We start from the raw sequence: 13250 nt of genomic DNA, 5'->3' as shown, positions 1-13250 counted from the left end.
TAGAGGTAAAAATAGAAAACACTCTATAATACTTACGTAAATCTGCCTCCGCTTGCGGAGGCAGATTTTTTTAAGGTATTATTGAGTGAAAAATACAAAGCAGGAAGCAATATGAAATTAATCACTACCATTATTCAACCCTCAAAACTAGAACAAGTGAGGGATGCCCTGTCCGAGATCGGCATTCAAGGAATGACCATTACCGAGGTCAAAGATTTTGGACGCCAATATGGACATACGGAACAGGAGCTTTCCAAAATCAATACGGTTGATTTTCGTCCGAAAATTAAAGTGGAAGTACTGATTTCTGATTACCAAAGTGATGAGGTGATTGATGCCATTTTAAATGCTTCTTACTCGGGACAAGTTGGTGATGGAAAAATTTATGTGTCAAAAATTGGGCAACTTATTCGTACCCGAACTGGTGAGACTGATGATGAAGCTGTGTGAGTATTATATACGTTGTTTATTAATGAGATAGGCTGCTTCAACCCTTATTGTGCAACATATTTGCACTATTTTCGGAGATATCAAATAATTTTTCTTTCTATCATATATATTTTTAGTATAAAAAATGCAAGGTAAATATTTCTTTCCGAGCTAAAAAACGATATCATAATAACTCGAATGTATTAAATCCGATGAAAAAAGTATACTATTTATTCTTATGTTTATGATCAATACTCACATTAATAAAATTATAAATTCTTCATTTTCTCTTGCATTTTTAACAGTGATTAGCTTTTCCACTGCATATTGCTATGGCTGGGGACAAGCGATATTTCACGGTTATCCTTGGTGGCACGTTGAAATTAGCCATGCAAGTATGGCAAGAAGCCTGACTTATGTATTTGCTATTTCAGTGCTTCTATTCTTATGCTACTCCTTAGGTTACTGTTTGATAAACAAGGTGTTTAAGCTACGCTACTTTCGCAACTTAGGTTGGCTGAGAGTTATTGTGTTGGTGTCAGTATTTGCAGTACCGGTGATACTTAGCTTTTACCTGTTTGTTGGCATTGTACCGATTTACATTTCTATCACTTATGTTTTGATTACAGGTGTTAGTGTATTCTTCTTTCAGAAGAGATGGAACGATACTAAGCTGGACCTGGATTTCAGAAAAATGGTGGTGAAAGAAAATTTCTGGTTCTTCAACCTGTTTATTTTCCTATATTTCAGCTTGCTGGCGCTCCATATTGGTTACCTGCGGGCAGATTTAAGATGTGGTTATGACTATATGGAACTGGAAAATCAGAGGTATTATATTCTTTCTACCAACAGTGATAACGGTTACATAATGGGTAGGAAATCCAGAAACAATGGCGATTTTATCTTTTTCAATAGAGATACTCATAAGCACTATCATATTTATATTGAAAAGTCTGACTAAAAAAAGACCGCTTGTAACCCTACATCGAGGAAAATATGGCATTACATCGTTGCCCTGAATGCAGAAACCGCATTAGTGACAGCCTAGAGAGCTGTTTGCACTGTGGCTTCTCATTTAAAGAGGCGGACTTAGAGATTTACCGTCAGAAGCTGGAACAACGAAGATTGCATAATCAAGAGATCAACCGTAAAAGTGTAAAATTACAGCTGATCTGGCTGCTTATTTTCATTGCGGTGATTGGCATAGCAAGTTGGATAACTCACCTTGGATAACCTACGTAAAGAAGCTCGGTATTTGCCGGGCTTCTTTTTTATATCTAAATGGCATAAAAAATAAGAAAGGTAATGTTTAACCTGTGAAAATTGGAGTGAAATTCCAAAACGCCTACATTTTATACTAAAAATAGTGTGAAACTTATCGCGATATGCGATTAATAATATGGTCTATTGTTATGTTATTGTTAATCAAAAATAGGTAGATTGTTAATGGCTTTGGCTGGTGAGAATGATTTGTAAATTAACGTATTTATCATTTATTTTTTGATTTGTAAGGGGTTTTTGTTGATTTTTTGACTGAAGTATAAGGAGATTGTAAAGATATTAAAAGCTTGTTGAGGTTTTGGAGTGAAAAACTTAATATTATCGCGAGGACTGTCCAGTTATAAGAGGCAGTTAAATCGTGTGTTTATTCAGTGTTTGTTGTTGCTGAATTTTTTACAAGTAAGCTTATTTCTATAATTAATTTTAATATAGAAATAAGCTCTTTTTTATATCTAAAAGGTATTAAATTATGAATAAGATATTTAAGGTTATTTTTAACCGAACGACGCAAAAAATGGAAGTTGTATCTGAGCTTGCTAGATCGCAAGGTAAGGCAGCAGCTTCAACTGATGAGCGTGGTGAAATTAAATTAGCAGCTGGTATTCTAAATGGAGCAACTCTCATTGGTGGAATAGCAGTTTTTATGCTTTCTGCTACTTCTGCAGAAGCTGCAGTTGTTATTGATAGTATTACAGGAACTAATGGTAATTTGGTTGTAACAACAAATATTAGTGTACCAACAGATTCTACAACTAATCCATATAACTATTTTAACCCAGGTAGTTTATCTTATGATGATAGAACTAAAACTCAGGCATCGGGAATGCAAGGTGAGGGTGGTGAGAATTCAGGGTTGTTGTATAAATCTAATACTACCTCGGCAATTGTAATCGGGCACCATGCGACAGCCTTAGAAGATAGAAGAGGAAATAGAGCATCGGGTGTAGCGATTGGTGATTATTCACATGCGGGTGGGGCATTATCTGTTGCTATTGGCCCATTCTCTAGAACATCAGATACTGGTTCGGTTGCTTTAGGTACTTCTGCCCGAGCAGAGGGGTTTAACTCATTTGCGGCAATGCGTCAATCTGCTGCTATTGCGGACTATTCTGCGGCAGTAGGCTCTTCTTCTTGGGCAAATGAAAAAGCAAGCTTTGCGATGGGGGCTTCAGCAACTGCATTAGGTGAGCGTTCTTTTGCAATTGGTAGTGGAACACCACAAACCGTTGATGGAAATCGAGGTGCGGAAAATAGACGCTCTATTTATGATGGACAAAATAATACCTTAGCTGCAGGTACAGATGCATTTTCTATTGGTACTAAAGCAAAAACCAATGGTGAAAGTGCGTTTGCAATTGGTACTAATGCCCAGGCTGGTGGTTTTGTTGAAAATACGGTAGGTAATATTACTTTACTAAATGGAACAAATATAACTATTCCTGAATTATCAAAAGGTAGAAATGGGGAGATCATAGCAGTAGTTAATGCAGATAGCACTAAAAAAGCAAATAATGCTTATGCATTAGGGACAAATACCCGAGCTTTGTCAAATGATACAGTAGCTTTCTCAACTAATGCAACGGCACAAGGTGATGGTGCGATCTCATTTGGTAAAGATTCTAAAGCAAATGGTACGGGAGCAATTGCTTTTGGTAATGTTTCAAATGCAACTGGTGCAAATGCAATCAGTATTGGTTGGAATGCAACTTCAAAAGAAGAAAAAGTTATTAGTATCGGTGCTCACTCTGTTGCTGAAAAAGCTGGCGGTATTGCGATTGGTGAAACTGCGAAATCTTTGGGTAATCAATCTGTTACTGTAGGTTATAACTCTAATGTAAGTAGTGCAAATGCAACGGCTATCGGTTCTTATGCTAAAGTAGAAGGTGAGGCTGGTACATCTGTAGGTTATGAAGCGAATGCAAAAGGTAACTATTCAACCGCAATGGCTTATAAATCAGAGGCAAGCGGTAACTACTCTTTAGCAGTAGGTGCGAATACAACTGTTTCTGGTGATAACTCAGGTGCATTTGGTCAAAATAACCGTGTTTCTGGTACCGATACGTTTGTGCTGGGGTCAAATGTAACCGTAGCAAGCAATGGTTCTGTTATTTTAGGTAACCATTCAACTGCGGCAGAAGCAAAAGCTATAGTAAGTAAAGAAATCAATGGCGTTACTTATAACTTTGCTGGTCATGATGCTGTAGTAGCGGGTGACTATGTAAGTGTGGGTTCAGATGCTAACGAACGCCAAATTAAATTCGTTGCACCAGGTGAAGTTTCAGACTCTTCAACTGATGCTATTAACGGCTCACAATTATATGCAGTAGTTACTCAAGGTAGCTGGACAGCAAAAGCGAGTGGTTCAAATGCAGAAAGCAAAGTGAATTTTGGTGATGTGGTTGATTTCAAATCAAGTGATAAATCTGTGACCATCACGCCAACATTTGGTGAGAAAGATAATGCATTAGATTTCACTGTGAATGTAGATGGCACCACTATTACCCGTAATGCGGATGGTAAGTTATCTGCTGTTGCAGCAAAAGTGGAAAAAGGCACGAATATTGCTGAAGTAAAATCTGAGAAAGACCCAGCAACAGGCATTACAACCTACACTATTAATGCTGACGGCACAACAGCAAGCCATGCTGAATCTTCTAAAGAATATTTAACTGTTACTGCTGGTGCAAAAGATCCTGCAACTAATAAAACTAACTATGAAGTTAAGTTAACAGACAAAGCACTTCAAGACTTTAAGAAAGATGATGACACCAAAACAGGTGTAATTGCTAATCCTAAAAATAGTGAGTACCTTATTGTTACAGAACACACTTCTGGTGTAGAAAAACGTGAAGGTGATGATCGTACTTATATAGTTGGTTTGAGTGAGAAGGCAATTACTGATTTCACTAAAGATACTCACGTAACTGGTGGTACAGTAACTTATGATAATCAAGGTAATGCAAATGTAATCTTAAACAAAAATGATGGTACAACTGCAGCGGTTACCGGCATTAAAAATAACTTCGTAACCAGTTCAACAACAGCTGAAGATGGCAAAAAAGCGACTTTAACCCGTAATGATGGCGATACAGTTGATATTGATCTAAGCAAAACTGTTGATACAGCAGTAACTGAAGCAACAAATAAAGGTTTTGGGTTACAAGCACAAGATGGTAATAAAGTAAACAAAAAGCTAGGTGAGTATGTTGAAGTAGTTGGCGGTAACAATAATATCAATACTACTGCTACAGATGGCAAAGTTAAAGTTAATTTAAACAATACGTTAGATTTAACTGATGCTGGCTCGGTGAAAATCGGTGATACTACATTAAATAATAACGGTTTAACCATTACTAATGGGCCAAGTGTGACTAAAGACGGGATCAACGCAGGTGATAATAAAATCACTAATGTATTAAATGGTACTATTAGTGTAGATAGTAAAGAAGCGGTTAATGGTTCACAACTTTATGCGACCAATCAAAATGTAACCAACTTAACGAATAAAGTGAATCAAGGTTTCAATATTGATGCTGATAAACGAGGTGATAATTTAACTGCTGCTGATAATGTTCAGTTAGGTGAAACAGTTACATACAAATCTAGTGATAAAAATATTGTTACTACCGTTACTAACAACGCTATTGATTTTGCTCTAAATTCCACTTTAACAATTGGTGGTAAAGATGGTGCTCCTGGTATCGGTTTAGATGGTACTAACGGCACAATTGGTTTAACTGGACCAGCGGGCGAAGATGGTAAATCTGCAACGGCAAATATTACCGTTAAAAATGGTCAGCCTGGTGTTGATGGTAAAGATGGTGAGACCAAAACTCGTATCGTTTATGATGGTGAAGAAGTTGCAACCCTTAACGATGGTTTAAAATTCGTAGGTGATGATAATAAGGTTATCGCTAAGAAACTTAACCAAACTTTAAATGTAACGGGTGGTGCTGATTTAGCTAAACTGTCTGACACCAACATTGGTGTAGTAAATACTAATGATGGCTTAGTTGTTAAATTAGCAAAAGATGTAAACTTAACTGAAGCTGGCTCTGTAACCATTGGTGATACTAAAGTTGATAATAAAGGTTTAACGATTAAAAATGGCCCCAGTGTTACTAATACAGGCATTGATGCTGGTAACAAACAAATTACCAATGTATCAAGCGGTTTAACTAATGCAGCCGGTGATAAAACTGATCTTGCAAATGCAACAAGAACCAATGCGGTTAACGTAGGTGATTTAAAAGATGTTGTTGATAATTTAACCAATGCAACAACAGGTGGTTTTGGTTTAACTGGTGATGATAAGAATACTGAAGTTAAACAAGACTTAGGTAAAACTATTCAAGTTAAAGGTAAAGATGGCGTAACAGTAACTGCAAATGTTGCTGAAAAAGCATTAGAAATTGCGTTAGCGGGTGATGTATCTGTTGGTGCTAAAGACGGTAAAGATGGTTCTATCGGCGTTAAAGGTAAAGATGGTGAAAATGGCGTAACCATTAGTGGTGACGGTACAATTGTGGTTGGTAAAGATGGTCAGCCTGGCAGTGTTGGAATTAATGGTAAAGATGGAACTATTGGTATCAATGGTAAAGACGGCTCAAATGCGAAAATGGCTGTTGAAAAAGGTGCTCCTGGCTTAGATGGTGCTAAAGGTCTTGATGGTAAAGACGGCGAACAAACTACGCGCATTATTTACACCAATGAAAAAGGCGATAAAGAAGAAGTTGCTAACTTAAACGATGGTTTACGTTTTACTGGTAACGATAACGATACTGAAAACAAACACAAGCTGAATAGTTTAGTAACTGTAAAAGGCGAAGGTGTAACTAAAGAGCAATCTAAAGCGTTTGAATCAGCAGCAGGTAACATCAATATTAAAGCTGATGGTGCAGGTACTCTAGAAATCCAGTTGGCGAAAGACTTAAATAACTTGAATACAGCAACCTTTACACCGAAAGATGGTGCTGATAAAGCTCCAACGACAGTTGTAAGTAATGATGGCATTACCATCACACCAAAAGATGGTGTAAAAGGAGCGGATGGTCAGCAAAAAGCCCCTGTTAAGTTAACACAAGACGGTTTAGATAACGGTAACAACCAAATTGTTAACGTTAGGAGCGGTATTGACGGTGTGAACGGTGCAGATGGTCAGCCAGTTAAATCTGTAAATGATTTAACGCCAGAAGATTTAGCGAAAGTTGGTACGAATGCAGCGAATATTAATGATGTTATTAATACAAGCAAAGACTTAATTGCAAAAGGCTTCAAAATTGATGCTGACAAGCGTGATGGTTTAACAGAGGCTGATACTGTAGAGTTGGGTCAAACTGTTAAGTACACGTCTAAAGATAAAAACGTGATTACTACATTGCGTGATAATGAAATCGACTTTGGTTTATCAAGCACATTATCTGTAGGTAAAGATGGTGAGCCAGGTAAACCAGGCGAAGCGGGTTCAATTGGCGTTAAAGGTCAAGACGGTAAAGACGGTATTTCAATTAAAGGAGATACTGGTGCAAACGGACAACCAGGTGAAGCGACAGTTGTAGTTGGTCGTGACGGTCAAGACGGTATTGACGGTAAAGTTGGCGTAAACGGTAAAGACGGTGCATCTGTTGTGTTAAACGGCAAAGATGGTTCAATCGGCTTGACTGGTGCTAAAGGGCAAGATGGTAAAGATGGTGCAAGTACCAATATTACTGTTAAAGATGGCAAACAAGGTGTTGATGGTACAGGTAAAGACGGCTTGCCAGGTGACAATGGTGAAACTCGTATCGTTTACAAAAATGGTGAGAAAGAAGAGCAAGTTGCTAATTTAAATGATGGCTTAATCTTCACTGGCAATAATGCAGATACACTAAATCGTCATAAGCTAAATACAGTAGTAAATATTGTGGGCGAAGGTGTCGATAAAACAGCATCAGCAGCGTTTAAATCAGCAGCAGGTAACATCAATGTTAAAGCTGATGGTACAGATAAGCTTGAAATCCAGTTGAACAAAGATCTGAAAAACCTAAATAGTGCAACTTTTGCACCAAAAGATGGAGCTGATGGTCAGCCAACTGAAGGTCCAACTACTGTTGTAAATAATAACGGTATCACTATTACACCAAAAGATGGTAATAATGGTGCAGATGGTAAAGCTGTTAAATTGACTGAAGATGGTCTAGACAACGGTGGAAACCAAGTTGTTAATGTTGATAGTGGCTTAAAAGATAAAAACGGTCAACCTGTAGATCTTAAAGATGCAGAAGGTGATGTTCTTAACAATGCTGTTAACGTAGGTGACTTGAAAAATACTGCAGAAAAAATTTCTACAGATGCCTTCGGTCTGAAAGACAAAGAGGGTAATGAGTTTAAACAAAACTTAGGTACTACAGCTCAAATTACTGGTGATAACAACATTAATACGAAAGTAATTGATGTTCAAAACGCAGATGGTACAACGAGTAAAGCTCTTGAAGTAAGTCTTAACAACGATATTACTGTCGGAGGACCTAGAGACGGTAAAGACGGATCTATTGGTGTTAAGGGTGCAGACGGTAAAAATGGTGTAACGATTAAACCTGATGCAATCGTATTTAACGGAGTAGATGGTAAAGATGGCAAAGATGGCGAAGTAACATTCAAAGTTGAAAAAGCAGCTCCTGCATTAGACGGTAAAGATGGTCAGAATGGTGCTGATGGTCAAACTCGTATCGTTTACGAAAAACCAAACGGTGAGAAAGAACAAGTTGCAACACTTAATGATGGCTTAAAATTCGTAGGTGACGATGGCAATGAAATTGCTAAGAAACTAAACGAAACATTAAGCGTTACTGGTGGTGAGAAAGATGCAGCTAAACTTTCTGATAGCAATATCGGTGTTGTGAATTCTGAAGATGGCTTAGTAGTTAAACTAGCTAAAGATCTTAAAGACTTAAGCACAGCAACGTTTACCAAAGAAGGCGAGGGTGAGCCGAAAACTGTTGTGAATAATAACGGTATTGAGATCACGCCAACTAAAGATGGTAAAGAGCCTGTTAAATTAACCGAAAATGGTTTAGATAACGGTAATAACCAAATCGTTAACGTGAAGAGCGGTATCAATGGGGTTAATGGTCAGCCTGGTAAAGATGGTAAAATAGTTGAATCTGTAAATGATTTAACGAAAGAACAGTTAGATAAAGTAGGTACGAATGCAGCAAACATCAACGATATACGCAATGCGACAGATAGTTTGGTGAATACTGGTTTCAACATTACAGCTGACAATAAAGACCTAAATGGTGCAGAAAAAGACAATGTTAAACTAGGTGAAACGGTGGCTTATACTTCAACAGATAAGAACATTGTTACAACTGTACGTGATAATACAATTGACTTTGGTCTAGCTAACAATCTAACTGTTGGTAAAGACGGTAAAGATGGTAAGCCAGGTGAGGCTGGTACAATTGGTGTTAAAGGTCAAGATGGTAAAGACGGTGTTTCAATCACAGGTGACAACGGCAAAGACGGTCAACCAGGTGAAGCAACAATCACTGTAGGTCGTGACGGAAAAGACGGTGCTGATGGCGATAACGGCATTGATGGTAAAGTTGGCGTAAACGGTAAAGACGGCTCAGCAGTTGTACTTAACGGCAAAGACGGTTCAATCGGCTTAAATGGTAAAGACGGTAAAGACGGCTTAACATTTAAATCAGCTGATGGGGCTCAAGGTGTTGATGGTACAAATGGTGCAGATGGTTTACCTGGTAAAGATGGAAAAACTCGTATTGTTTACCAACCTACTGATAAAGAAGGTAACCCAATCAAAGATGATGAAGGTAACCCGATTACAGAAGAGGTGGCAACACTTAACGATGGTTTAATCTTTGCAGGTAACAACGATAAGTTAAATCGTCACAAGCTAAATAGCGTCGTGAACATTGTTGGTGAAGTAGCACAAGGTATTAATGACAAAGCGTCATCTGAGAACTTCAAATCAGCAGCAGGTAATATTAATGTTGTTGCTAATGAGAAAGATCAGCTTGAAATCCAACTTAACCGTGAGCTTAAAGATTTAACAAGTGCGAAATTTGTTGAGTACAAGCCAGGCGAAAATGGAGGTAAAGATGTTGTTGACAACACTAAACCATCAACCGAGATTACCAATAACGGTATCACTATTACACCAGCAGAACCAGTGGACGGAAATGGTGAACCGAAAGATCCAGTTAAGTTAACCCAAGACGGTCTAGACAACGGTAACAACCAAATCGTTAACGTGAAGAGCGGTATTGACGGCTTAAATGGTCAAAATGGTAAAGATGGTCAGCCAATTACTTCGGTAAATGACTTAACAGATGAGCAGTTAGAAAACGCAGGTACTAATGCTGCGAACATCAAAGATGTGCGTAATGCAACTGATAGTTTGATCAATAAAGGCTTTAACATTACTGCGGATAATTCTGAACTAGCAGATGGTGCTAAGGAAGATAATGTGAAATTAGGGGAAACCGTAAATTACACCTCTAAAGATAAGAACATTATCACAACTGTGAGCAATAATGCGATTGACTTTGCATTAAACAATGATTTAACCGTGGGTGGCCCAGGCAAAGATGGTGCTCCGGGTAAAGATGGTTCTATCGGTGTTAAAGGTGCAGATGGTACAGCTGGTGTAACTTTAAACGGTAAAGATGGTTCTATCGGTTTAACTGGACCTCGTGGTGCAGATGGCAAAGATGGTGCAAGTGCAACTATTTCTGTAAAAGACGGTGCAAAAGGTCTTGACGGCAACGACGGTAAAGATGGCGAAAGCAAGACTCGTATCGTTTATGAGAAACCAGATGGCAAAACAGAAGAAGTTGCGACACTTAACGATGGTTTAAGATTCGTAGGTGATGACGGTAAAGTTATTGATAAGAAACTGAATGAAACCTTACAAATTTCAGGCGGCGATACAGATTTAGAAGATTTATCTGATGATAATATCGGTGTTGTGAATAAAGACGGTAAGTTAATGGTTAAATTAGCGAAAAACATTGACTTAACGGATGAAGGTTCAATTACAATCGGTGATACATATCTTGATAAGAATGTAATTGGTGTAGGTGATTCAGCATTAACCGGTGATAGCTTAACTGTTGGTGGTGATAACTCTATTACCGTTGACGGCAACAAAGGTACAATTGGTGGTTTAACCAATAAGACTTTTGATCCGAATAACTTCACTAGCGGTCAAGCAGCAACAGAAGACCAATTAAAACAGGTTTATGATGTGGCTAACTCCGGTTGGGATATCGCAGCAAATGGTCAAAACACTACAAATGTTGGGCCGAAAGGTAAAGTTTCATTCAACAATGAAGATGGCAACATCATCATTACGAAAGAAACTACAGATAACAATGTAACCTTTGCGTTGAATAATAACCTAACTATCGGTGGCCCGGGTAAAGATGGTTCTATTGGTGTGAAAGGTGCAGATGGTACAACCGGTGTAACCTTAAACGGTAAAGACGGTTCTATCGGTATCAACGGTAAAGATGGTACAAATGGCACAGTGACATTTGCACAAGGTAAACCGGGTGTTGATGGTAAAGATGGCGAAACGAAATCTCGTATCGTTTATGAAACCAAAGATAAAGACGGTAACCCTGTTAAAGAAGAAGTTGCAACACTTAACGATGGCTTAAAATTCGTTGGTGACGATGGTAAAGTAATTACTAAGAAACTAAATGAAACTTTAAGCATCACAGGTGGTGAGAAAGATGCGACTAAACTATCTGATGCTAATAATATCGGTGTAGTAAATAACAACGGTACTTTAACTGTTAAATTAGCGAAAGATATTGATTTAACTAAAGATGGTTCTGTAACTATTGGTGACACAACGGTAAATAATGATGGTTTAACTATCAAAGGTGGACCAAGTGTAACTAAAGCCGGTATCAATGCGGGTGATAAGAAAATTACTAACGTTCAAGATGGTGAAATTTCTGAAACCAGTAAAGATGCAGTCAACGGTAGCCAGCTATACCAAGTGCAACAAGTTGCTAACGCAGGTTGGAACTTAAGTGCAAACGGTAAAGATCTTGGTAACGTTAAACCTGGGGCAACGGTTGATCTCAACAACAAAGACGGTAACATCGTTATTACTAAAGAAGGTAATAATGTCACCTTCGGTTTAAATAACGACTTAACCATTGGTGGTAAAGATGGTAAAGACGGTCAAATCGGCGTTGCAGGCAAAGACGGTAAAGATGGCGTAACCATTAAAGGTGACGGCACAATTACTGCAGGTCGTGACGGTGCTGATGGTGTTGATGGTAAAATCGGTGTAACAGGTAAAGACGGTGCATCTGTCGTATTAAACGGCAAAGATGGTTCAATCGGCTTAACCGGCCCGAAAGGTGCTGATGGCAAACCGGGTGTAAGTGCAAATATTGCAGTTAAAGACGGTGCTGAAGGTGTTGATGGTACAAACGGTAAAGATGGCTTACCGGGTGAAAATGGTAAGACTCGTATCGTTTATGAAACCAAAGACAAAGACGGTAAACCTGTAACAGAACAAGTGGCAACCTTAAATGATGGTTTAATCTTCTCCGGTAACAATGAAGACACTAAGAACCGTCAGAAATTGAATACTGAAGTTAAAGTTAAAGGTGAAGGTGTTGATAAAGCAGCTTCTGAAAACTTTAAGTCAGCAACAGGTAATATCAACGTTAAAGCAAATGGCTCTGATACTTTAGAGATTCAATTAGCGAAAAACGTAGATTTAACCCAAGATGGTTCTGTCACTGTAGGCGATACTAAAGTTGATAATAAAGGCTTAACCATTAAAAATGGCCCAAGTGTAACCAAAGATGGTATCGATGCTAAAGGCACGAAGATCACTAATGTTAAAGATGGTGATGTAACTGCAACAAGTAAAGATGCTGTGAACGGTAGCCAGTTATACAACGCAGTTCAAAACTCAGGTTGGGAACTGACAGTTAATGGTGAGGCAGAATCTCAACGTATTAACAACAATAGTAAAGTTAATATTAAATCTGGCAGAAATATTGAAGTTTCACGTAAAGGTTCAACCGTTGAAATTGCAACTTCAAGTAACCCGGAATTTGATACAGTGAAAGTAGGTGGTACAACGCTAAGCTCAACTGTAGCAAAAGACGGTGTGAATGAACTCAATGTTGCCGGTAAAGATGGTTCTGCGACACGTATTACTAACGTTGCACCGGGTGTGAAAGGCACTGATGCAGTAAATGTAAATCAATTAAGAAGTGTTGCTAACCATGTTAACAATGTTGATAAAGACTTACGTGCAGGTGTTGCAGGTGCATTAGCAGCGGGTAACTTATACCACGTAACACAACCGGGTAAATCTATGGTTTCAGCTGGTGTGGGTACTTACCGTGGTCAAGGCGCTCTTGCAGTTGGTTACTCTCGTTTATCAGATAATGGTAAAGTGGGTATCAAATTCAGCGTGAACTCGAACAGTCGTGGTCATGCCGGAGCTGCGGCAAGCGTAGGTTACCAGTGGTAATAGCGTGTAGCTAACTGATAACAAA

The 13250-nt window shown here is 38.5% G+C and carries 4 protein-coding genes; all 4 read left to right on the top strand.

The window, feature by feature from the left end; genetic code table 11:
• Positions 1-111 precede the first annotated feature (111 nt).
• The 4 genes from A6B41_RS10280 (at position 112) to A6B41_RS10265 (ending at position 13225) form a co-directional block, all read left to right on the top strand.
• The gene (locus A6B41_RS10280) at positions 112-450 is read left to right on the top strand and encodes a P-II family nitrogen regulator (RefSeq protein WP_027073568.1); all 339 of its coding nucleotides are present in this window, start codon (positions 112-114) and stop codon (positions 448-450) included.
• A 217-nt stretch (positions 451-667) separates the two neighbouring features.
• Positions 668-1390, top strand: a complete 723-nt coding sequence (locus tag A6B41_RS10275) for a hypothetical protein (RefSeq protein WP_237052474.1) — start codon at positions 668-670, stop codon at positions 1388-1390.
• A 35-nt stretch (positions 1391-1425) separates the two neighbouring features.
• Positions 1426-1662, top strand: coding sequence for a zinc ribbon domain-containing protein (locus A6B41_RS10270; RefSeq protein WP_027073570.1), 237 nt, complete (start codon positions 1426-1428; stop codon positions 1660-1662).
• Between the two features lie 517 nt (positions 1663-2179).
• Positions 2180-13225 carry a YadA-like family protein gene (locus A6B41_RS10265; protein WP_050436763.1) on the top strand — a complete coding sequence of 3682 codons (11046 nt, stop codon included), beginning with the start codon at positions 2180-2182 and terminating at the stop codon, positions 13223-13225.
• Positions 13226-13250 lie beyond the last annotated feature (25 nt).

Source organism: Mannheimia granulomatis, from assembly GCF_013377255.1.
Classification (GTDB): domain Bacteria; phylum Pseudomonadota; class Gammaproteobacteria; order Enterobacterales; family Pasteurellaceae; genus Mannheimia; species Mannheimia granulomatis.
The sequence above is the reverse complement of the archived record's forward strand: the minus strand, read 5'-3'. Positions and strand labels throughout refer to the sequence as shown.

Coding starts and splice junctions, on each gene's coding strand:
- A6B41_RS10280 (WP_027073568.1), top strand. CDS start 112: ATGAAATTAATCACTACCATTATTCAACCCTCAAAACTAGAACAAGTG.
- A6B41_RS10275 (WP_237052474.1), top strand. CDS start 668: ATGTTTATGATCAATACTCACATTAATAAAATTATAAATTCTTCATTT.
- A6B41_RS10270 (WP_027073570.1), top strand. CDS start 1,426: ATGGCATTACATCGTTGCCCTGAATGCAGAAACCGCATTAGTGACAGC.
- A6B41_RS10265 (WP_050436763.1), top strand. CDS start 2,180: ATGAATAAGATATTTAAGGTTATTTTTAACCGAACGACGCAAAAAATG.